The sequence below is a fragment of the Teredinibacter franksiae genome (assembly GCF_014218805.1).
GTDB classification, from domain to species: domain Bacteria; phylum Pseudomonadota; class Gammaproteobacteria; order Pseudomonadales; family Cellvibrionaceae; genus Teredinibacter; species Teredinibacter franksiae.
The window spans coordinates 592,242-614,625 of record NZ_JACJUV010000008.1; the positions used below are offsets into that span (position 1 = coordinate 592,242).

Sequence of the window (22,384 nt, forward strand, 5' to 3'; positions counted from 1 at the left end):
GTTACATCACCAATAGTGAAGCCGTCGACGCTGTAGGTTTTGATGGCGTGGCCAGCCGAACCGTTAATATTGGTATTACCGCGAATGGTTAGGTTATTGGCCGGGCCGGTAGAGCCCCGTCTACCCGAATACCCAAGCCGACCGGGCTATTGTTGTTGAGGTTCATGGTAATGTTTTCGAGCGTTACATTGGAGCAACCTCTAAACCACACACCATAACGCGGGTTACCGACTACGTGCATATTATTGCGCACGGTAATATTGTCACGCCTATCGCAATACACAGGCACTACCAGATCGCCACCATTGGCGTTTACTTGATGCCCATGGAAATCCAGCGTTTGGTTTGCCTGTGGGCGCATCGCATAAACATTTCCGCCGTCTGAACCACTATCGCCAGAATTGCGAATAGTAATGGTACCGGAACCCATATTATTGGCAGCCGCATTCACAGCTTCGAAATAACGCGACCCCTGATAAACGGTATTGCCGTCTACTCGCGCCAGCCAACTGCCATCGCCATTGCGTGTTACCTCGGCATCCGCCAACACCACGGAAGGCAGGCCAATAGCACACACCAATGCCACTTGAGTAATGAGCGAACTCATTTTTTTATTTAACAGTTTCATAGTTTATTCTCTTCTTTTTGAAACGATTTATTGTCGTAAGTTCTGTATCCCTAACCACAGGCAACCCATTCCCCAAGAGCGATAAAAGACAACCTCCCTCTGTACAGGTACAACACATTCAAGAGTTATGGGCTTATAGCTAACATCGATTGCTCAGCGTGAGCGAATAGAAACTCGCTGGTGCTCCAATGCACCAACGAACCTCAATTTGAAAGTATTTTTATTATTGTTTACCCAACATTAAATATTTGTAGGGTTAATTACTGCAAACAGCCGCTGCTGGTTCGGCACCGGTTAGCGAAAGATTATCGATATTCCCCAACCCTGCGTCACCGCTAGCCTGTAACCGCAGCGTATTGTTACCTGCCGTTAGGTTCACGCTAACCGACGCGCTATCGGCATAATTCTGCCAAGCACCAGTACCGGCAAAATCAATAGCATTTACCTGAGTTACACCGTTAACCATCACCAGTGCAGGGCGTGAAGAACTGCCATTTGCATAGCGCCATGACAGCTGGCAACTACCCGTTTGTGCAGCATAAACAGACCAAACCACACCATTACCGTTAGCGTTAGCGTTACTGGTATTAGCATAACCACTGCCGCTGTAACCGGAGTGATCACTTTCCACAGCACCGTCTACAGAACAAAAGCCCACTGCGTTTTCTTCGACTACGATAGTCCAAACATCCAGATCAGGTTCGGACGTAGGCTCAACAGAAGGTTCAGCCGTGGGTTGTGGCGTTGGCTGAGTACTATTAACGTACTGGAGGTTCCATAATTGTGGCGCACCAGCCCAGTAACTCCACTGCAGAATATCGCCACCGTCTTCGGTACTGTATTCAAATACATCCAACGCTTTTCCACTGTGGCGGGACAAAATGCCATAGTTACCATTACCCTCATCAATAAACTGCCACTGCTGGTTTTCACCCCCTAGATAGCTCCATTGACGAATTTCTCCACCGTCTTCGGTGCTCCATCCATAGACATCCATACTGCTTCCGCTATGGGCAGCACGAATAGAGTAATACCCCTGGCCTAAATGTTCGATATCCCACAATTGGTTGTCGTTACCGAGGTATGTCCATTGAATAATGTTGGCCCCATCTTCCGCACTGGCGGCCTCCACTTCCAAAGCTTTGCCACTGTGAACTGAAATCAAAGATACTCGGCCATCGTCCAGCAGTGCCGGCGAGGGCTCCACTGTAGGTTCGGCTGTAGGCGTGCTGCCATTATTTAAACTGAAATTACGGGTAAAGGTTGGCCAACCACTTACCATGTTCATTTCTAGAATATCCAACCGCCCCGGCCAACCGTTAGACGTTGTACCATCGTAGTAATGGATACTAGCGAGATTCTGGCCGTTGTTATTCAAATAACCAAAGTGACCCGGACCAATGTAGTTACCGTCGGTGGACAACACCGTGCTGCCACCATAGTTCCATAGGCTCACACCGTTTTTGTCTAGGTACGGACCCGTTGGCGAAGATGAACGACCAACAACGATATAGTAAGTACTCTGATTGCCTGCACAGCATTCACCTAAGTTCACGAACATATAGTAATAGCCATCGATGTATTGAACCTGTGCAGCTTCATACTCGTGCCAGTTTTCATTATTACCCACCACCGGGTAGCGACTGCCGTTCATCAACAACCCGCTACTGGGGTTAAGTTGGCGCATATAAATACCGGCATAGTGAGACCCGTAAACGATCCACACATTGCCGCTAGCATCACGAAATACACCGGCATCAATAGCATTCACTGGCTGCCCACCGGAATTAGGCTCATCCTGGGTGGAAACCAACATCCCTAAATCTTGCCAGTTAGGGGTTGTTCAGCGAATCTGTAACCAAAACACCTATGGCGGAGTTCATACCCGAGGTTGAAGAAAAAGCCGAATAGTAGAGGTAATAGCGACCGTTCATTTCGATTAAATCCGGCGCCCAAAAATTACCGTCGAACCCCGGCACTTTACTGTTAATCCAATTCGGGTATGTATTGGCCGGAATGGGTGAAGGACCGCGACTCCAGTTAACAAGGTCATTTGAGTAAAGGGCATTTATCGGGAAATTACTCGCTCCTCCGCCTGTGCCGAAAGTCCAATAGGTACCGTCCTCATTTACAATGGTGGAAGGGTCATGCATATCGGTTGTGCCGTACAAACCAATAGCCGAGGCGGGTGTACTGAGGCACATCAGGAAATAAAGCAAAGTAAGTACGCTGGTAACGCGCATAGGAGTCTCCTGTTTCGTTATTTTTAGGCAGGATGAACCAGAAGCGATGATACAACTGTCGACCTTAATATATACTATAATATTAAATTATCGTCACAATCTTACCTTCAAATCAATTATATCCACGCCGTTTTTATACTTTTTCCAAATAATTACGCCTGTTTAAACCTCTCTACTGGCAAGCATTACCACAATAATGGCGTCCACCAGGCTCGTAACCTACTGATATTAAACAACTATTACCCCATCCTTGGCTTATAACAATATCGATCGGGCAAATCCCGAAAAACTTCACTTTGTGATCTACTGCCGTGTGCAGGCCTAAGATTTTTCAGCGTCTGTACTCGAAACCAAAGCCCAAGCACACTACAATTCGGCTTTTATTGCACTCAGGCTCAAAATCGTGTCGCTTACCAAACAACCGCAGAAAAAACGAAACCCAAAAAAGAAGCTCACCCCGGAAGAAGTCTTCCAAAGGGAGTGGCAGCGTGTGCAAAAGCTGCAAAAAAAGAACGGTAACCAACAGGCTGAAATAGAGGCCTTGATTAAACAGATAAGGCCCTTTATTGAGGATAACGAACGTAAACTCGCCACCACTTTTTACCATCAAACCGAAAAGATGCTCGTACTTTTTCAGCGAAAGTCTTTACCTCAGTGGTGTAAAGAAGAACTAGTCGACTGGCTGAGCTTCAATCTTGACACACTCCTCCAACAGCCATTTACCGACCACCTTGATTTAGCCGCGCTGATCAAGCAAGTTAGAACGCTATACAGTTCGCTACTACCGGAACCCGGCCCAGAATTTTTCGACGCTTTCGACGAAGATCCACAGCAACAAAACCAACGCAGCGAAAATGACAGCAAATCCAAAGCTGAGCAAAAAACCGATAAACACCGCAAAGCGCCAATAGATGATATGTTTGACGACCTGTTTGACGAATTTGGTAACGCGCAAGAACAAGATGCCGAAGACGACGCTGCCGACGACGATTTTTTTGAAGACATGTTTGAGCAATGGGAGCAAATGTTTGACGCGGAAGAAGACAAGGAAAAACAAAAAAACAAAGAGCTAGACAAGCTATTACGGGCTTCCAACATCAACAAAATATTCCGTAAAATTGCCCGGATTCTTCACCCAGACAAAGAAGCCGACCCAGAGAAAAAAGAGCTCCGTCATCAGCAAATGAGCGAATTACTTAAAGCCCGTGACGAAAAAAATATAACCGCGCTATTCGGCTTATACGCCGAACATGTGGGTAAAGCCCCACTAGAAGAATTGGGTGAAGATATTGACAGCGCCACACGCTTACTAAAACACCAGGCGCAAGCCCTGCGCGAAGAGCAAGATAAATTTGAAACTGGCGACCCTCTTAAAGCTTACATTTTCCACCACTTCGGCAAACTCAGGCAGAAAAAAATGCCCGCGATAAAGCAGAGCGTGAAACGTCACAATCAGTTCATTGAAGAAGCTTTAGGGGAACAACGACACCTACTAAAAAGCATGTCGAGCATACGAACTATAAAACCACTACTAGATGACCGGCGCGAATTCCGCATGATTGAAGAGATGGGAATGGAATTTTTCTAAGAAAAATTGCATAAAAAGGGAATAAAATATTAATACCATAGCCATGCAGCAGGCACAGCAACTGCTAGAAGACACCTTTAAACTACGCGAATTTCGCTCTGGCCAACAGCCGATAATCGAAGCGCTACTGGCCGGCCACTCGGCATTGGCGGTGTTTCCCACCGGTGGAGGAAAAAGCCTTTGCTACCAGCTACCGGCGTTAATGCTGGAAGGCTTAACCCTAGTAGTTTCGCCTTTAATTGCTTTAATGAAAGATCAGGTAGATCGATTACAGGCATTAAATATTCCCGCCGCGCGTCTCGACTCCAGCGTTAGCGCTGACGAACTTCAAAACATCTATAGGCAACTGGAAACTGGCCACATCAAGCTGCTCTATGTGGCACCCGAACGGCTCTCGAACGAGCGCTTCCGTACCCGCTTACAGCGGCTAACCATCTGTATGATGGCCGTAGACGAAGCCCACTGTGTTTCCGAATGGGGGCACAATTTTCGGCCCGACTATTTGAAACTGGCCGCACTCGCAGGCAACTTAAACGTAGGTCGAGTACTGGCCTTAACCGCCACCGCAACACCGGCCGTTGGCGATCAAATTTGCGACAGTTTTGGTATAAATAAAGCCAATCACATTCAAACCGGGTTTTACCGAGCCAACCTCGCACTTACCGTTAGCACCAATGGTGGCCAGCCCCGAGAACAGCAGCTGCTAGCACAGCTCAATGCGCGGAATTCTGAGCCAGCTATTGTGTACGTTACCTTGCAAAAAACCGCCGAAACCGTAGCCAAGTATTTAGTGCAACACGGCTATAAATCGGCGCCTTATCATGCAGGTTTAAAAGATGAACCACGCCATCAGGTTCAAGAAGATTTTATGGCCGGTAACATCGATGTTGTAGTGGCCACTATTGCCTTTGGTATGGGTATAGACAAAGCTGATATCCGCGCTATATACCACTACAACTTACCAAAATCCTTAGAAAACTACATGCAAGAAATTGGTCGCGCGGGGCGTGACGGTGGGCCCGCCCACTGTGAACTTTTAGCAAATACAGACGACCTAACGGTATTAGAGAACTTTACCTTTGGCGACACACCCGACGACCTTGCGTTACACCAGCTTATTCATTGGCTACTAGAACAACCACCTCAGTTCGATATTGCCGTGCAAGAACTAGCCTACCAGTTTGATGTGCGCCCACTGGTGATAAACACCCTGCTCACCTACTTAGAATTGGAAGGCGTGATCAGCGCCACTGCACCCTTTTACACAGAATACAAAGTAGCCTTTAACCAGAGCATGGAAACCGCGCTTGCCCAATTCGACACCGCCCGCGCAGAATTTCTGCAACGATTGTTTGCTACCGGTAAAACGGGCCGCATATGGTTAACCCTGCGGCCTATTGAGGCTGCGCAGCAACTGGGTGAAGAACGGCAGCGTATTTTGAATGCGTTAGGCTATTTGGAACAACAAAACCTAGTGAACATAAAAGTCGCTGGTGTGCGGCAAGGGTATCGGATTGGCAAACTTCCCCCCTCCACCAATGCCTTGGTAGAACGTGTTCAAACGCAATTCAAACAACGAGAGCAACGTGATATTCAACGCCTGCAACAGGTGTGTGACTGGGCACAAACACGTGGCTGCCTGCAACAAACATTGGTGGGCTACTTCGGTGAAACGCTAGCTTCTGACTGCGGCCAATGCAGTGGCTGTTTAGGCAACCTGGCAACCCTACCTCAACGACATCAGCAACCGGTTGACCACTCCGTTATTCAAACCCTTCGCCAGGAAGCTAACGATGCCCTAAAAAGTCCACGGCAGCTCGCGCGATTCCTTTGCGGTATTAACAGCCCAAGGGCTAGCCGTGCCCGCCTAGGCAAACACCGCTACTTCGGCGCAATGGCACAGAGCGCTTTTGCTGAAGTACTGGCTGCCTGTGAAACACAAATCTAGCCATTACCAACGGCCCTGCTACCCATTTACAACCCGAGCATCGGTGCCAATTCGGAAGCAACGATTTTCGCATTAAGCTGCGCACCGGTTTTACTGGTATGAGTGTGTTTGTCGGCAAACAGCTTATTCACTTTTTTCTTGCCCAGTTGTGCGTATTCAACCGAAACCTGGGTATTTAAATCGATAAATTCAATACCACTCTGCCTTGCCACCTGCTGAGCCCATACGGGGTAAGAATTCTCTTGCTGCTGAATAAAGCGTCCCTCCCATATTTTTCGGGGTACCGGTGAGCACACGATTACCCGCAAGCCTTTTGCCCTTGCTGCCCCCACCATTTGCCTTAAATACCAACCGTAGGTATGAACGGTTTCCGCTGCACCGGTTAGTTGATTAACAATGTCTATTCGCTGCTCTCCTACACCGTTTATTGTTCCCCGCGCACGTTTCGCATCATTAATTGCAGCGGCATCGTTGTGGCCAAACTGTATGAGTAAAACATCACCGGGCTGTGCGAGCATTAGAGTACGTTCAAACGGCCCCTGCGTATAAAACGTTCGACTACTGAAGCCCCCAATCGCTCTATTGACGAAATTAAATTTATCCGTTCCCAGTGCTTCCGGCAAATAGTCCCCCCAACCCCACTCGCCATTAGCACCATCGCCGGCGCCATTGCGCACGGTTGAATCCCCAATCATAAATACCGTGGGTTTGTTTTTATCGACGGGAAAGGGCAACCGAAGCCATGCCCAATCCTCTTTGGCAACGGCTCTACCTTTATCGGAAAGATGTGAAGAAATATCGACACGTTTCAAACCTTTTAAGGCCGCCACTACATTTTCAACATGCAAACGTGCCCCCTCAAGATTAAAGTGCGTATGATCCTTAATATAGAGCGCAGCCGTGCCTTCCTGACCGAGATACTCAAGCTTATCTGCAACGGCGTTGGTTACATCTATGAACGCCGTGTTGGTTTCCCAGGCTATCTGATACGCCCACCCACCAAAATTACCCGACCCCCTCTCGATACGCCCGGAGTGCCAAATATTGCGGGCCGTAAGAGACAGCAGAACAGGCGTTGCGCCCTTAGCCTTTACATCCTCAATCATTCTGCGTAAGTAATGACCAAAGCTGAATACGCGCTCTTCCTTTTTGGTCAACCCGTTAACTATATCAACCCACTCTTCACCAATACCATGGATGGTGCCACGTGCACGACGATTATCATTGATTTCACTGGCATCATTGTGGCCAAACTGAATAAGAACAATATCGTTTGGACGTACATCATCAATTAAGCTTTGCCATAAACCTTCGCTTATAAACGTGCGCGTACTCCGCCCGCCTCTTGCACGATTGTCCACTACGGCAACAGCTGGGTCGATATAGTCTTGCAGCAGCGCTGCCCAACCCTGCTGGTCGGGTTTATCATAACCTGCGGCGGTAGAGTCTCCGGCAACAAAAAGGGTACTGCCCTGCCCTGCATTCGCCAGTAACATCATACCCAGCACGAGATAACGAATAAGCAATTGTATTTTCATCTACACTCCCGTTTTACATTGACCGTGGCTACCTAACCGCTAACCGCTAACCCCTAACCCCTAACCCCTAACCCCTAACTCCTGTCAGATACGAGCTAAACGCCACAGACATCTACTTTAAAAGAGGCCGCAGTAGAATTATATGCACGGCTACATTCAACTTCTTCAATCAAACTGTACGATTGAGATTACCCTAACGCTATACAAAGCTACGAATGGCCTAGCATTTATAGGCCTCCCCCAGCAATGTAACCTAATTAGTAAAAAACATATTACTATGAATATGGACAGCTTTGGCCCCCAACTTTTGTGCCTGATTTTTAATGTCGTTAAGAGCACCTTGCGTAATATTTTTATTAGACATAAACAGGTAGTTATACCAGTGACCTTCTGTGCCAATCACCTCACCCATAAACTGACAGTTTTCAACTTGCTCCTAGGCCTCGTATAATCGAACGTCCTCAGCCTGCTGATTAACGTCACTAATTGTAACCAAGCTACAGAAAGGCAATAGCAAATAAGGGCATATAGCGAGTGCCATGCACACTTTTCTTGCCTTAACACAAAATATACTATTTTTGTGCATCATACTTACCTTCTGTATGCCTCGATTAATTGACTTTAGTCTCCACTCTACCAGGCAAACGAAGTTCAAGTCGGCCTGCGCAAAGGAAGCCCGACTGCCCTTTTAAGCAGCCCAACACTGCAACAAGCCCTACCAGACCACCCCCTTTATTACAGCTGGCCCTCAGGGAGCAATTTATACACATTAACGGTAAAACGACGCCACCAAGTTGTTTGCGGTTCTTTTTGGTGAATTACCGTCTTGGAGAAATCACGGCCATGCCATTCAATTTCATTGTCTTGACTAAGATGTAACTGGTAGACAATTTTTTCGAAAACAGCATCGCGGTTAGCCAGCAACTTCTCTGCCAGCTCTTTTGAATCGATTAATATCCCCATCTCCGTATTAATAATGACCGAGCGAGGGTCCATATTAAGGGAACCTATAAACGCATAACGCCTATCGACAACAATTAGCTTAGTGTGCAGCGTAGACACCTGGTCAACGCCCTTAATAATTTGCATTGCATCGGGCCGAGCTTCAAATAAGCTAAAGCCCATTTTCAGTAGGTCTTTACGGTATTTTTCATAGGCAGAATGGACAGGCACATGATTGGTCGATGCGAGTGAATTGGTAATCAATGACACCTGCACACCATTATCAATAACCTGCTGCCAAAACGGCATACCCTTTTTGGTGGGTATAAAATAAGGATTGAAGATGACCACTTCCGCCTTTGCATTCAACAGAATATCACCGATCTCCCGGCTCAGGCGCATTGAGCTATCGCCCACGGAAAGCTCCAGCTTTTTAGGGCTTTCGGATATGACATAAGCGTCTGCGACAAAACTGTCTATTCGCTTTTCAATAAGATCATCAAGTAGGCGAGAATCAATCGCGCGTCGATAAATATCGATACCCTCACTCTGCATAACCTGCTCAATTCCGGCTTTCGCGCTATCGAGATGCGCTTCACTCGGTTTATCGGCTAAATCCTCGATAGGCACAGCTTTACTATGACCCCAAAATTCATCAAAGCTGTCGGCCACATCTTTTACAACGGCTCCCATCGCCAATACGTCTAAATCAAAAAATTCAGAATTTTCTTTAAGACTAAAATATTCCGAACCTATATTTCTTCCACCAACGATGGTAAAACAACCATCAACGGTAAATGACTTATTATGCATACGCCGATTAGCTCGGCTAAAATCGCTAATATAGTTTAAATGTCTAAATCCCCTTCTGGCTATCGGGTTAAATAGCCTAACCTCAATGTTTCTGTGCTGATCAAGCACATATAAATCCACATCGGTTATTGTGGTAAAAATATCATCCAGTAAAAAGCGTACCCTCACCCCCCTATCGGCTGCAGCCAATAGTTTGGATGAAAATAAATGCCCAACGACATCGTCCTTCATCAAAAAATATTGGACATCTATGCTCTGCTCAGCCGCATCGAGCAAACGCAATCTTGCACCCAACGCATCCAATCCCTCCCTAAGTGGATAAAATGCCGATTTACGGTACCCGTGCTCTTTTCCCCACGCCTGCGTATAAACCCTTAAGCTTGATGAGCCACTCCCGCCTAATACTTGAGCTTGAGCTTTTCCACCTTCAAAATTGGCTTCGGCGCACGCTGAGAGCAAAAACAAACCAAGCGCTAGGCATAATGACCTGCATCGCAAAAAAAACTTAGCCATACACGCTTTCCCAATGGGTTCCGGCAAAATTATTTTATGTGTTTTAACAGAGGAGAAACACACACACCCAAGTATTTTAGGCCACCTCTGTTAACTCATTTTAGTGCTGCGCTGCCTACCAAGCCTTAGCGCAACTCGCCCTGCGCAGTACCTTTCCAAACACATCAGCACCGTTTTGGCATCATAGATGAGCCAACAACCAATTGCCACGACAGTAGAAAACTGATCGCCCCCAATACGGATATCATAGCGCGCGCCTTTAGCGTATCCATACCTAGCCTACTCGGCCCAAAAGGCAGCCCTACTAATGGCTTTTAGCCTCTTGTTTTGTGTTCGGTTTGTGCGCAAGGAAAAATTTACAGGCATGCTAGCGGCCTCGCGAAAAATTTTAACACCGTGCATAAATCGTCCAAAAAGCCCAAACGACCCGGCCTAACAAACCCTGTTACAGCGTTGGCCTGCTTGGAAAGGCAACCAGCCTTCCGTTATGCAGCCCGCCCTAAACTAAGGCTTGCCAGACTAAGCCGAGGCTAAAATCAATTCTTAGAGATGCCCTTAAACTATAAAACGCTTCATGCAAGGCCTTGGCTTCCAATTTGGCTCTTTTGCGCCTTACTGTTATGCTGTATATAACAACAGCTTTGTGACTAGCATCCGAACAGCCATATAAAAACAGTAACCTACCGCTATGAAACTTTATATCGCCGAAAAACCCAGTCTTGGTCGCGCTATTGCCGAGGCGCTACCCAAACCGCATCAGCGCGGAGAGGGGTTTATCCGTGTAAGCAATGGCGATGTGGTCAGTTGGTGTATTGGGCATTTACTAGAGCAAGCCGAGCCAGAAGCCTACAACAGTGCCTTTAAGCCCTGGCGAATGGAGCATTTACCTATTGTCCCTACGCAGTGGCAATTACAGCCAAAAGCCAGCACTCAAAAACAATTGAGTGTATTGCGCAAATGGGTAAAAACAGCGGATACGCTCATACATGCTGGCGACCCCGATAGAGAAGGCCAACTACTGGTTGACCAAGTGATCGACTTTTTGGGGGTAAGCCGCACCAAGCGTGGGGCCGTTCAACGCTGTCTTATCAGTGATATGAATACCGCTGCCGTGAGCCGCGCATTAAGTCAGTTGCGCCCTAATAGTGAGTTTGCGGCACTATCCACTTCGGCGCTGGCTCGCTCCAGAGCCGACTGGTTATACGGCATTAATATGACCAGAGCCTACACCTTGCAGGGGCAAAAGGTAGGCTACCAAGGTTTGCTGTCCGTAGGCCGTGTACAAACACCTATATTAGGCTTAGTGGTACGACGAGACCAAGAAATAGAAGCGTTTGTGTCCAAGCCTTTTTATCAAGTACTGGCACATTTACGCACCCCCACCGGCGAACAGTTTAGTGCGCGCTGGCAACCCAGCGATGCTTGCCAACCGTATATGGACGCCGAAGGCAGGGTATTAAATAAAGCCTTAGCCAACAACGTTATTACCCGAATTACCGATACTCCAGCAAGTGTTAACGCTGTAACCGAAGTAAAAAAGAGTTCTGCGGCTGGGTTGCCCTACAATCTTTCTTCGCTACAAATTGATGCGGCAAAACGCTTCGGTTACAGCCCTAAGCAAACCCTGGATATTTGTCAGGCGCTTTATGAGCGCCATCAACTCATTACTTACCCGCGTTCCGATAGCCGGTATTTACCCGTAGAGCACTACGCACAGGCAAGCCAAGTACTGGCCACTATTTCCGCGAATAGTACGTCGTTAACCGAAGCTGCGCAGGCAGCGAATCCCCGCCTTAAATCGAGGGCCTGGAACAGCAGTAAAGTGGATGCCCACCACGCGATTATCCCCACCCTTAAAAAATCGGATTTTTCCCGTTTAACAAAGCTGGAAATTAATATTTACGAATTAGTCGCTCGCCAATACCTCGCGCAGTTTTATCCGAAATGGGAATACAGGGATACCACCATTGAAGTACTTATTGCTGGCGGCTTATTTGTCGCCAAAGCACGCGTTACCCATAAGCCCGGCTGGAAAGTACTGTTTGAACGCAAACCTAATGCTACCGCGAGCAACAATACAGACACTAACGAAGAAGAATTTAGCGCAATTGACCTTCCCACACTCAAAAAGGGCGATTCACTGCACTGCTTAGAGGGGGAGCTGCTGGAAAAAAATACTCAACCACCAAAACATTTTACTGATGCGAGCTTACTCGCCGCAATGACCGGTATTGCCCGTTATGTAAGTGATGAGAGTATTCGTAAAATACTAAAAGAAACCGACGGGCTTGGCACAGAAGCCACGCGCGCGGGAATATTAGACTTACTGTTTAAGCGTAGTTTCCTCGTTCGTCAGGGCAAGCAAATTCGTTCAACCGAAGCAGCCAGAGGTTTAATTGCCAGCCTACCACACAGTGCCACACTGCCTAACATGACCGCGCAGTGGGAGGCTTCGCTGAATGCTATCAGTCAAAAGCAGGCCAATTACGCTGCCTTTATGGAGCCTTTAGAGAAAAGCTTACGAGAACTTATCAATCAAAGTCAGAATGTGCTGCCTACCGCGCTTAAGGGCATAAAAGCAAACGTTAGCGCAAAACGTTTCAAGAAGAAAAAACCCAGCAAGCCCACAAAGCGCTCTTCAAAAAAATCAAGCGCTATGGGCTAGTAGAATTTGCTTGTAGGTTCGTCAATATTGACGTTATTGATCATAGGTTCTAGGGCTTTGTGTTTTATCACTAGATTTGTACCCACACCATCATCATTCTCTAAAAATAGCAACTAGCCTGACACAGAGGACTAGAGCGACACCTTCAAAATTACCTACCAGCATTAATCATCATTTAGCTTTATATCGTAAGCGCCCATTAACCCGGGTAATACCCAGCCAACAATCATCAGCTCATAATGGCCCCCCCTAACCAAGGAGTCCATTATGGAAAAACAAACGCGTACCCCCCCAATTGACTGGCGGGTCGAACTCAAAGCATGGCGAGAATCTGGTTTACCACTTTCTCAATTTTGCCGAGAGCAAGGCTTGGTCGCTCACCAGCTGTCATACTACAAACGCAAGTATGAACCCCAAGCACTTAGCCCAGATGCGCAATCAACAGGCTTTAGCCAAGTTAGTGTTTTGAGCACCAATGCCATCGGCGCTGAATGTTTAAGTTTACGCCTGGCCAGCGGACATACAATCGAAGGGATAAGCACACAAACCTTACCGCTAGTGAGCGCATTAATGTGCACGCTACAATGAACGAAGTAATGCGACCCTCGCGGTCGCTACCCGTTATCTACCTTTATCGAAAGCCTGTAGACTTCAGGAAATCGTTTAATGGACTCAGTGCCATTGTTGAGCGGGAGCTGGGGCATAACGTATTTGAAGGGCGCCTTTATGGCTTTACCAACAAGCGCCGCAACAAAATCAAATGCCTATTTTGGGAAAGAAACGGTTTTGTCCTGTATTACAAGAGCTTAGCCGAAGAAAAATTCAAGTGGCCTAGGCAGGGGGATGACATTATCACCCTCAGCGGACAACAATTAAATTGGCTGCTGGATGGCTATGATCTGAGCGCGATGAAACCCCATAAAAAACTGCATTACGAAACAGTATTTTAAAAATAGCGGGGGATAATTTGGTATAATCCACGCCATGACTTCACCTCCAAATACTCAGAATGTAAGCGATAGCGACTCCACTTTTGATGAAGGTTCGTGGCGCGATCTGCTGCTGGAAAAAAATACGCAGCTCGAACAAAAAGAAAATCTACTTGACGAAAAAGATCAGGTCATTGGCAAAAAAACTCAAGTCATACAGTCGCAAAAAGCTCGAATTGCCGTACTGGAAGAGCTGCTTCGGCAACAAAAACAAAAACTGTATGGCCGCAGTAGCGAGCAACAGCCTAATCAGCTGGGGATGTTTGATGAAGCAGAAGCCATAGAGGTTGAGCAGGAAGCCGATGATGAGCCCAAGAAGAAAAAGCCCTCGGGCCGCAAAGGGCTAAATCCCACTATACCGCGTGTTCAGCACCGCATTGAACTCAGTGATGAGGCAAAAGACGGCGCTATCGACACCTACTTTGTCAAAGTTAAAGAAGAGCTGGATATTATCCCGGCACAGGTTCAAGTGATTGAACTGATGCAAGAAAAAGCGATTTTTATCGACGACGAAGATAAAAATATTGGCGGAGAAAATAAGCGTAGAATTGTTTCTGCCCCCTTACCTAAACACCCGCTACCGAAAGCTGTTGCCAGCACCAACACATTGGCCTACATCATTACTGCTAAATACATGGATGCGTTGCCACTCTATCGTTTAGAAGGCATTTTGGGGCGCTATGGTGGCAGTGTTACACGCACTACACTGGCCAATTGGCTAATACGTTTATCGTTACAGCTTGCTCCGCTAATCAAGCTAATGCGAGAGCATCAATGGAATGGTGATCTTATACAAGCCGATGAGACCCGCGTTCAGGTGCTCAAAGAACCCGGTCGGAGCGCAACCAGTGACAAGTGGATGTGGTTAACCCGTGGAGGGCCTCCAGATCATCCCAGTGTTTTGTTTGAGTATGATCCATCTCGAAGTAAGGATGTGCCGTTGCGCCTGTTAGAAGGGTTTAATGGCGCTCTGCAAACTGATGGTTATGCTGGCTACAATGCTGTGGTGAAAAAGCAGAAACTCCAACATGCTGGGTGCTGGGATCATGCACGCCGCAAGTTTGACGAAGCCGAAAAAGCAGCAAGCAAAGATTTAAAAGCTAACGCAAAATCGAGAGCTCCCAGCAAGGCCCGCATGGGATTATCGCTTATCAACAAGCTTTATCTGGTTGAGCGCCAGATACAAGGCAAAACAGCCGAAGAAAAAATCCAAACCCGACAGCAGGAAAGCGTCCCTTTACTCAACACACTAAAAACTTGGCTAGAAAAAAATGAAAGTCGGGTATCAAAAGAAGGATTAACGTGGAAAGCTATTAGCTACACCTTAAACCAGTGGGAAAAGCTGACCTTATACTGCGAGCAGGGGGAAATCCCCATCAGCAATATTCTAGCGGAAAACGCCATACGACCTTTTTGTGTTGGTCGACGTAATTGGCTTTTTAGTGATACTCCGAAAGGGGCAAATGCCAGCGCGATTTACTACAGTTTAATTGAAACGGCAAAAGCGAATGGGCTTGAGCCTTATGGTTATTTTAAGGATATGTTGAAAAAATTGCCTTACGCAGAGACGATGGAGGATCTTGAAAAATTATTGCCGTGGAATTTTAAATGTAAGGATGTCAAGACACCCTAGTTAATGGGCGCTTACTTTATATCGAAAGCAACCCTCTCGTTCATCCAATAAAAGTACTCCGTAATAGACGGTATTTTCCCTAGTAGAAATCCGTTCATATCATATAAACCTTTAGCTTTATAATTTGGCGCGCATCATTCCGCAATGACCGGTAATCTATTGTTCACCACAATATTTAATAACTAAAGCTAATGATTACTAAAGTGATAAATCGGATTATCTTGTGTAATGTATTCACAGCAAGGCACGCACATCGCCTTGTTGGCGCACCAGTTTTCTGTCACATTTTTCATCAGTGTTTCATCAGCCACATTTATTCGCCTACGTCACATTGTAACGATGAGATGATCACATATTATATTGACCAACATTCATTCTATGTATTATCGCCATCTCATTTTCCATTCCATATAAACCTAGAAAAACGGCGAGCAACAAAAATGGACGTAGAATTCAACATAAATTACGATAGATTAAGACTCACTACTGATGCAAAACTGGATGGTTTTATCGAGCGAATATATAGTGAAATCCCCTACGCCAGCCATCAAAAAGATGCTGACGAAATAGATATGGAATACTACAAACGCCACAGCATTGAAACACCTATACGCATAAAACTGAAACGCACTATTGATGCATTAGTCATCCATTATTTCACCAAAAACAATCCTAAAGCAGCAAAAGACTGGGCAAACTATACCGACGATGAAATGCTTCATGGGCACATGTTCGCCAAAGACATCGAGCGTCTATGGGGATTAACCTTTGAAGAAGTAATGGCTCACGAGCCTCTATTCGCCACCCAATTATTGAATGGATACTTTTACTTCCACCTTGAATATGAAGGCCCAATGGCAGCCATTGCCTCTGCCTATTTACTTGAATATGTGACCGCCAGAACTCAACCCGAGTGGCTAGACAACTTGCAAAGTAAATTAGGTGAGAAATCAGTAGCGGGCGCTCGTGCCCATGTAAACTTGGACCTTGAAGAAGATCACTCTGGCTTCGTGTGGGACACATTAATGACCACGGTGCACTCAGCAGAAGATATCGAGAAACTAAACAAACATTTTGACCGTATTTTTGGCCTGTTTTGCGCTTACCTAGTAGAAGTTTATCAGTCTACCGCCGGTAAAAAAGAGGCAAACCCTCTTATGCAGGCCCCAATTGCAGCGGTAAATTTTGCCCAAGCGGCTAACGCATAAAATATTTGGCCATACTGGCTAACGCCAGTATGGCTCCCCTTCGGCTATATTTTACGAGTTCGCCATGACGACTATTTCCAACCACGCCTCCATTTTGCCTACGGGCCTGAATATGATGTGCAACACAAAGCGGCGTATGGGTAACCCCGTACTCAAAGCTATAATGTTGCCAATTTTGCACTCGATTGCCAAACGCTATATGAGAGGCCCAGAAAAACATAAGCTAACGTTTGGTATTGTTGATAATCGTGAGAAATGGGAAAAAATCCGTGCGCTAAGGCTATCTGAATATACAGAAATACTGCCGTATATGATGGACGTACTGAATAAAGACGGAACGGACCTATACGATTCTAGGTCAGTAGTATTTGGTCTTTGGGACGCAGAAAAAGCTATCGCCACTATTCGATTCACAGCCGCACCATACGAATTCTCCTGCTTTCTCAGCTCGGAAGACCACAACAATTCACTAAATAATCTGTGTGCTGAAACTACAGTCGAGTTTTCGCGTTTAATTGTTGCACGCAAAACCCCCTACAAAGGTGTAGTGCAGGCATTAATCATCTTCGCTGGCCTTAATATTTTATGCTTCACAGACTACAGACACTATATTGGATACACCAAACTAGGCGTTTTCAAAAAATTAAGGAAGTTTGCAATCACCGACCTAGGCATAAGCTTCTCTATACCTAGTCGGGGTGACCACAGCTACTGCATGTTATCGGGTGATTTCAGAAACGATTTAACGCTTATGTTTAAAAAAATGATGCCTAAGCCTCTGCCATTTTTCGCCACTAAAAAGGCGAGCGAGGCAGAATAATGAGCGCCAACGATACAAAACATCGCCCATTTTTTGATGGCAAGCTCAATGGATTGTGGGATTCCATAAAAAACTCCCCCTACCCCTTGCATTACACGCTGCGTTGGCCATGGTACTTTAAGAATCCGTCGGTGCGTAATCACAGTGGAATAAAGATAAAGAGCGATTCTTTCAATACTTTTGTCCCCATAAAAAAAGGCGATATTAAATTACTCTTCGCCGGAGATATAATGGTGCTTAACGGTGATAAACCGCCCGTCTTAAGCCCCAAATTATGTAATCTTATTTCTAGCAGTGATTTATTTATCGCAAACTTGGAAGCCCCCCTTGGCAATCACAAGCCAGTAAGCGACAAAAAGTACGCCTTTAGATTTCATATGCCCGTCGAATTTCTTTTGAATATTCAAAAACAGATAGGCCTACCTTTTAAAAAATGGGTGTTAACCAACGCCAACAATCATTCCGGCGACATGGGTGTAGACGGATTCAATACATCTATCCATTTACTTGAAGCGCTCGGAGTAAACCACGTTGGTCATCGCGATTTCACATCCCCTTTTAGAATCATTGAAACTCAAGGAATTAAAATTGCCGTAGCCGGATGGACACATTGGCTTAATCGAGACCTAAACAGCACAGTACAACCGGTCATTATTCCTTCAGATATCAACCACACGGACATCAATCGATTTAAACAAGAAAATGCCGTTGATTTCGTTATTGGATTGCCACACTGGGAGTTTGAATTCCAACACTTCCCGAAAAAAAATACCAGAAAATCGGGAAATATTTTCTCACAAATTGGATTTGACTTATTGGTAGGCTCACACCCGCATGTACTCCAACCATACGAAATATTCGACGATAGGTATTGTTTCTATTCTCTTGGGAATTTTTGTGGCCTCGGTGTAGCAAAACCGGTGAAAATAATTCCACTACTTGAGCTACACCTTACCAAGAGCATGGATACAGATACAAAAACTTCAATTTCCAGCTTTAAAATTCACTACTTTTATCAGCACCATCATGGGGACACTATTTCTATAGTACCCCTTGAAGAAATGTCTTGCGACGTAAAGTTAGCCGCAGAAACCCGCATTAACAAAGTAATGGAAAGAAAAAACTTACAAAGCGACAACAGGTGGAGCCAGGCATGCTAATAGAAAACAATATTAGAGACGAAATATGGGAGTGTGGCATTTGCGGCTACCTTTACGATAAAAGTAAAGGTTCCGCTCGGGATGGAATTAAGCCCGGAACACCTTTTAGTGAATTGCCAGAAGACTGGGTATGCCCCGACTGCCAAGTAGGGCAAGAGTTCTTTGAGCCACACAACAACTGAATTCAGAAATGGCAGAATCCTCTACAAAGCGCACCGTTTTTACAGCTACAATATCCGCACTATTTTATGGCGGCTGGGCACTTTACATCAACCAGGACTCTAACCGTCTATGGCAATCTGTACTGACACAAGTAGTATGTAGCTTTATCGGCGGTTTATTGGTGGCTGGGCTAGTAGAGAAGACTTTTAGTGCCCTAGCTCCGCCTTGGCAGGTTCCAGTAGCTGCCATTGGGCCCTATTCACTAGCGCTTCTACTTTTTTTGTTAGCACATTTAGCCATTGGCTCAGAAAATCCATTACTTCTTTTGCTGCCCAATAGCATAATAGGCACCAGCTACTTTTTCGCCTATTCACTAAGACTTAAATACCAGGAAGAAAAAATCCTTAGCTGCAACTAACGATGCATATAAAAATAAAAAAATCTTTTCTACAGAACCCATATTGATTCACTTACCGCACGACAATGGGTTTTCAATAGGCGCTTTAGATATTAAGCATTAATACTGCAATCGTCTAAAAAAGAACCAAAAACACTTTCAGCGAAAATGAAAAAACCTGGAAGGAAAAGCATTAAACTTGGGGCGAAAAATGGCTCAGTAGCTCTGCATTTGTAGGGTATTTTTTTAGTAATTCAACTAGTTTAGTTGCCCCATCTAAAGGTTTAAGGTTTGAAAGAGCCCTTCTTAAAACTCTTACATTTTCGATAGTTTTCGGACTAATAAGAAGCTCTTCACGGCGCGTACTACTTTTAGCAATATCCAGCGCCGGAAAAACCCGTTGATTCGCAATCTCCCGAGATAAAACTATTTCCATATTACCCGTGCCCTTAAACTCTTCAAATATTACTTGGTCCATCTGGCTGCCGGTATCGACCAGTATGGTCGCTAAAATGGTAAGCGACCCGCCATTCTCAATCTTTCTAGCGGCGCCAAACAGTCTTCGGGGAATTTCCATGGCTCTAGCGTCAAGCCCTCCCGACATGGTACGACCGCTACCCCTTCGCTCTGCATTATGTACTCGCGAAAGCCTTGTAAGGGAATCAATAACAATCATTACATTGTGGCCTTCACCGGCTTGTCGGCGGGCGATATTAAGAAGATCGTCAGCCACACGAACGTGTTGAGCATAGCTTTCGTCCGAAGAAGAGGCGTGTACTTCTGCCGGTACACTGCGCTTAAAATCGGTCACTTCTTCCGGTCGCTCGTCAATAAGCAAGGCATAAAGCTTTATCTCAGGGTAGGCTTCTCCTACCGCCTGGCAAATGTGTTTTAAAATGGTCGATTTCCCAGAGCCTGGTGGCGCAACAATCAATCCACGCTGGCCCATACCGACCGGCGCAATCAAGTCTATCGCGCGTATGGTAAGTTGCTGAGAACCTGACTCTAGGTGAATGCACGGAGAGGGGTTTATGGCTACGCAATTCAAAAAACGCTTTTGAGGGTCTTTTTCATCAGATCCATCCTTAACCACGTCATCAGCTGGTTTAGGGTCTTTGTTTCTTTTTACCTTCAATCTTAATGTTTTTTTCGTCATGATATCAGTTTACAGTTCTAGGAAATTATGTATTTTTCGACGCTTTTAAAGTCACCTAACCTGCCATATACAGAAAATTTGGTGTAATCGATACACTCTTATTACATCACACAGCTGCAGAATACCCACAACCTAATAGGCTAAGCCCCCCTTAATAGGGCGCTGTGCTATTTTGTCTATGGCAAGCAAAAAACATCATTAATCATCATGAAAATGACCCCCAACCCCAACATTCTGCCAATATATCACTGCCGAGACCGCCTTGCATTAACGCTTGCCAGGCCATGCAGAGGCCAACAATCCTTAATAGCGATGCCCCACAGCCTACTTATAAGTAAAGGAATTCAATGGTCGACTAAAAAAACTAATCTTCATGATCATATTGATCGGTATAACCCTCTACCTTAGAGGCCTCGTTGAAAACTTTTTCATCCGCGTCATCTTCGCTTGATGGGTCTTTTTCAGGCTCGCCGTGGTCGCCTTCTTTCATCGCTACTTCGTCATCAAAATAGTGCTCTATGGTGAACTCACACTCTACTGCGCTAACATTTCCACCGGAATAATAGGAATAGTTAGCGACAGATTCTGGGTGCTCCCAAACCTCTAATGTAATAAGCATACCTTGAGTACATGACGTGCAAGGGGCATCTAACCGGGCGATATAGCGTATAAATTCATCATCTTCAGATTCTGGGCTAGTATCCTCGTGGAACGCTAAAGACTTTCCCTCAACGTTATAGGTTTCTTTACAGTGGGTGCATATATAACTTACATATCCGTCAATTGTGACGTTCATAAAATGATTACCTTTGGATAATATTGGTTATCCGTTTTTCTCAAAACCAAAAGCACAGGCTGAATATAAGTTATAAAACTAGCTCGCGGGGAGACAACAGCGCTTATACTTTTTACCACTGCCACAGATACAGGCCGCGTTGCGCTTTGGCTGTACATCCTGCTCGATACGTAAAACATCCTGCTGATAAAATTCGCTAAGCGCATCAAATAAATGCGGGTGCTTATTTTTAAGCATTTTAGGCCGTTCAAAAAAATACTCCGAAGCCACCGCAAAAAACTCTGCCCTATTGGTTGCACCATAGTCACGAATATTACTTTTTCGGGCATGGATAGCCTTTATCTTTGCAGCCACCAATTCAAACCAAGGGATAGAGAACGCATGCTCTTTTAGACGTTCAGGGTAACCGTCACATTCACCGTCCATCATATCAATTAGATGCACAAACTCATGAATACCCACATTATGCTTGTCTTTAGTATTTTCAAAACCCTGGTATAAGGCAGGTCGGCTAAGCACAAGCTTATTGGCCATTTTACCGGAGCCCACCATGCCGGTAATACGCGAACTAGGCTGACCAAACTCAATATCTTCATTAAATGCCGCTGGCAGTAAGTACACCGTTTCAAGGTTAAAATAGTGCCATTTTTTGAACCCCCACACAGGAATAATGGCGCTAGCGGCAACCAATAAACGGTCATTATCAGAGACCTCAAACTGGCCAGATTCAACACGGGTTGTACTTAAAAAAAGCAATACCCGCTGATTAAACAGGTTTTTGTCATCCTCTGTTAACACGCGATAAAAAGCGACTTTCGCCAACAAAAACGCCGTCCATTCCGGTAACCAAACGGTCGATACTTCATTAACTGTGTTCTTAGCCCCTAAACCAAAGAAAGCGCTAACCACACGTTTGACCCAACCCAGCATAATATTTACCTTAAAAATAACGTTTTACCAACTTTTACAATGTGCCCTAAAATAGGCACACCCTACGCAGAAATAGCAAAAGCCGCCTTAGCGGTCATTATACATCGACACAGGCTGGTAAAGCATATGGCGCGTTTCGCCACGGTAAGTAGGGCTGTACAAGATAGGGAGAAGCGGAAAACGCTCAGATATGCGGATGTGACAGCTAAGACTGGCGCCATTTATACTTCAATCCGCGATAAAAAACATCCACCT

18 protein-coding genes and 2 pseudogenes are annotated in these 22,384 nt (G+C 45.7%); 10 read left to right on the top strand and 10 right to left on the bottom strand.

The window, feature by feature from the left end:
- Positions 1-88: 88 nt before the first annotated feature.
- The 4 genes and pseudogenes from H5336_RS22180 to H5336_RS23535 all read right to left on the bottom strand — a co-directional run bounded on the left by H5336_RS22180 (position 89) and on the right by H5336_RS23535 (position 2,871).
- Positions 89-628: a hypothetical protein gene (locus tag H5336_RS22180; protein WP_185236623.1), complete on the bottom strand. Its 540-nt coding sequence runs from the start codon at positions 626-628 to the stop codon at positions 89-91.
- 256 nt (positions 629-884) lie between these two features.
- Positions 885-1,916, bottom strand: a complete 1,032-nt coding sequence (locus H5336_RS22185) for an RICIN domain-containing protein (protein ID WP_313558363.1) — start codon at positions 1,914-1,916, stop codon at positions 885-887.
- Positions 1,905-2,447, bottom strand: a pseudogene (locus H5336_RS23530) (arabinan endo-1,5-alpha-L-arabinosidase); the annotation flags it as partial. The gene H5336_RS22185 and the pseudogene H5336_RS23530, both read right to left, overlap by 12 nt.
- Before the next feature lie 13 nt (positions 2,448-2,460).
- Entirely contained in the window at positions 2,461-2,871 is a 411-nt protein-coding gene (locus H5336_RS23535) for a family 43 glycosylhydrolase (protein WP_185236625.1), read from the bottom strand.
- Positions 2,872-3,274: 403 nt separating this feature from the next.
- On the opposite strand from H5336_RS23535, the gene H5336_RS22195 reads away from it, so the two are divergent.
- Positions 3,275-4,459, top strand: coding sequence for a hypothetical protein (locus H5336_RS22195; RefSeq protein WP_185236626.1), 1,185 nt, complete (start codon positions 3,275-3,277; stop codon positions 4,457-4,459).
- 43 nt (positions 4,460-4,502) lie between these two features.
- Positions 4,503-6,407, top strand: coding sequence for a RecQ family ATP-dependent DNA helicase (locus tag H5336_RS22200; RefSeq protein WP_185236627.1), 1,905 nt, complete (start codon positions 4,503-4,505; stop codon positions 6,405-6,407).
- Positions 6,408-6,433: 26 nt separating this feature from the next.
- On the opposite strand, the gene H5336_RS22205 is transcribed toward H5336_RS22200, so the two are convergent.
- The 3 genes and pseudogenes from H5336_RS22205 to H5336_RS22215 all read right to left on the bottom strand — a co-directional run bounded on the left by H5336_RS22205 (position 6,434) and on the right by H5336_RS22215 (position 10,213).
- Positions 6,434-7,945 (bottom strand): rhamnogalacturonan acetylesterase, encoded by a 1,512-nt coding sequence (locus tag H5336_RS22205; protein WP_185236628.1) that lies wholly within the window; start codon positions 7,943-7,945, stop codon positions 6,434-6,436.
- Positions 7,946-8,198: 253 nt separating this feature from the next.
- Positions 8,199-8,366: pseudogene (locus H5336_RS23960) on the bottom strand (DUF4156 domain-containing protein); the annotation flags it as partial.
- 314 nt (positions 8,367-8,680) lie between these two features.
- Entirely contained in the window at positions 8,681-10,213 is a 1,533-nt protein-coding gene (locus H5336_RS22215; RefSeq protein ID WP_185236630.1) for a phospholipase D family protein, read from the bottom strand.
- Between the two features lie 688 nt (positions 10,214-10,901).
- On the opposite strand from H5336_RS22215, the gene H5336_RS22220 reads away from it, so the two are divergent.
- From H5336_RS22220 to H5336_RS22255, 8 genes are all read left to right on the top strand, one after another.
- Positions 10,902-12,878 (top strand): DNA topoisomerase III, encoded by a 1,977-nt coding sequence (locus H5336_RS22220; RefSeq protein WP_185236631.1) that lies wholly within the window; start codon positions 10,902-10,904, stop codon positions 12,876-12,878.
- 267 nt (positions 12,879-13,145) lie between these two features.
- Positions 13,146-13,466 (top strand): IS66 family insertion sequence element accessory protein TnpA, encoded by a 321-nt coding sequence (tnpA, locus tag H5336_RS22225; protein WP_185233959.1) that lies wholly within the window; start codon positions 13,146-13,148, stop codon positions 13,464-13,466.
- Positions 13,463-13,828, top strand: a complete 366-nt coding sequence (gene tnpB, locus H5336_RS22230) for an IS66 family insertion sequence element accessory protein TnpB (RefSeq protein ID WP_185233961.1) — start codon at positions 13,463-13,465, stop codon at positions 13,826-13,828. Before tnpA ends, tnpB begins: the two co-directional genes overlap by 4 nt.
- Before the next feature lie 34 nt (positions 13,829-13,862).
- Positions 13,863-15,500: an IS66 family transposase gene (tnpC, locus tag H5336_RS22235; RefSeq protein ID WP_221628031.1), complete on the top strand. Its 1,638-nt coding sequence runs from the start codon at positions 13,863-13,865 to the stop codon at positions 15,498-15,500.
- Positions 15,501-15,940: 440 nt separating this feature from the next.
- Complete coding sequence (locus tag H5336_RS22240; protein WP_185236632.1) at positions 15,941-16,708, top strand: hypothetical protein; 768 nt, start codon at positions 15,941-15,943, stop codon at positions 16,706-16,708.
- Between the two features lie 64 nt (positions 16,709-16,772).
- On the top strand, positions 16,773-17,528 hold the full coding sequence (locus H5336_RS22245; protein ID WP_185236633.1) for a hypothetical protein: 756 nt from the start codon (positions 16,773-16,775) through the stop codon (positions 17,526-17,528).
- Positions 17,528-18,688: a CapA family protein gene (locus H5336_RS22250; protein WP_185236634.1), complete on the top strand. Its 1,161-nt coding sequence runs from the start codon at positions 17,528-17,530 to the stop codon at positions 18,686-18,688. The genes H5336_RS22245 and H5336_RS22250 overlap by 1 nt, the downstream gene beginning before the upstream one ends.
- On the top strand, positions 18,682-18,870 hold the full coding sequence (locus H5336_RS22255; RefSeq protein ID WP_185236635.1) for a rubredoxin: 189 nt from the start codon (positions 18,682-18,684) through the stop codon (positions 18,868-18,870). Before H5336_RS22250 ends, H5336_RS22255 begins: the two co-directional genes overlap by 7 nt.
- A 570-nt stretch (positions 18,871-19,440) precedes the next feature.
- On the opposite strand, the gene rho is transcribed toward H5336_RS22255, so the two are convergent.
- From rho to H5336_RS22270, 3 genes are all read right to left on the bottom strand, one after another.
- Entirely contained in the window at positions 19,441-20,403 is a 963-nt protein-coding gene (rho, locus tag H5336_RS22260; protein WP_185236636.1) for a transcription termination factor Rho, read from the bottom strand.
- Positions 20,404-20,767: 364 nt separating this feature from the next.
- Positions 20,768-21,199 carry a hypothetical protein gene (locus H5336_RS22265; RefSeq protein WP_185236637.1) on the bottom strand — a complete coding sequence of 144 codons (432 nt, stop codon included), beginning with the start codon at positions 21,197-21,199 and terminating at the stop codon, positions 20,768-20,770.
- 78 nt (positions 21,200-21,277) lie between these two features.
- On the bottom strand, positions 21,278-22,129 hold the full coding sequence (locus tag H5336_RS22270; protein ID WP_185236638.1) for a M90 family metallopeptidase: 852 nt from the start codon (positions 22,127-22,129) through the stop codon (positions 21,278-21,280).
- Positions 22,130-22,384: the final 255 nt, after the last annotated feature.

Excerpts from the sequence above, each read along its gene's own strand:
- H5336_RS22180 (WP_185236623.1), bottom strand. The coding sequence starts at position 628 with ATGAAACTGTTAAATAAAAAAATGAGTTCGCTCATTACTCAAGTGGCA.
- H5336_RS22185 (WP_313558363.1), bottom strand. The coding sequence starts at position 1,916 with ATGAACATGGTAAGTGGTTGGCCAACCTTTACCCGTAATTTCAGTTTA.
- H5336_RS23535 (WP_185236625.1), bottom strand. The coding sequence starts at position 2,871 with ATGCGCGTTACCAGCGTACTTACTTTGCTTTATTTCCTGATGTGCCTC.
- H5336_RS22200 (WP_185236627.1), top strand. The coding sequence starts at position 4,503 with ATGCAGCAGGCACAGCAACTGCTAGAAGACACCTTTAAACTACGCGAA.
- H5336_RS22205 (WP_185236628.1), bottom strand. The coding sequence starts at position 7,945 with ATGAAAATACAATTGCTTATTCGTTATCTCGTGCTGGGTATGATGTTA.
- H5336_RS22215 (WP_185236630.1), bottom strand. The coding sequence starts at position 10,213 with ATGGCTAAGTTTTTTTTGCGATGCAGGTCATTATGCCTAGCGCTTGGT.
- H5336_RS22220 (WP_185236631.1), top strand. The coding sequence starts at position 10,902 with ATGAAACTTTATATCGCCGAAAAACCCAGTCTTGGTCGCGCTATTGCC.
- tnpA (WP_185233959.1), top strand. The coding sequence starts at position 13,146 with ATGGAAAAACAAACGCGTACCCCCCCAATTGACTGGCGGGTCGAACTC.
- tnpB (WP_185233961.1), top strand. The coding sequence starts at position 13,463 with ATGAACGAAGTAATGCGACCCTCGCGGTCGCTACCCGTTATCTACCTT.
- tnpC (WP_221628031.1), top strand. The coding sequence starts at position 13,863 with ATGACTTCACCTCCAAATACTCAGAATGTAAGCGATAGCGACTCCACT.
- H5336_RS22240 (WP_185236632.1), top strand. The coding sequence starts at position 15,941 with ATGGACGTAGAATTCAACATAAATTACGATAGATTAAGACTCACTACT.
- H5336_RS22245 (WP_185236633.1), top strand. The coding sequence starts at position 16,773 with ATGACGACTATTTCCAACCACGCCTCCATTTTGCCTACGGGCCTGAAT.
- H5336_RS22250 (WP_185236634.1), top strand. The coding sequence starts at position 17,528 with ATGAGCGCCAACGATACAAAACATCGCCCATTTTTTGATGGCAAGCTC.
- H5336_RS22255 (WP_185236635.1), top strand. The coding sequence starts at position 18,682 with ATGCTAATAGAAAACAATATTAGAGACGAAATATGGGAGTGTGGCATT.
- rho (WP_185236636.1), bottom strand. The coding sequence starts at position 20,403 with ATGACGAAAAAAACATTAAGATTGAAGGTAAAAAGAAACAAAGACCCT.
- H5336_RS22265 (WP_185236637.1), bottom strand. The coding sequence starts at position 21,199 with ATGAACGTCACAATTGACGGATATGTAAGTTATATATGCACCCACTGT.
- H5336_RS22270 (WP_185236638.1), bottom strand. The coding sequence starts at position 22,129 with ATGCTGGGTTGGGTCAAACGTGTGGTTAGCGCTTTCTTTGGTTTAGGG.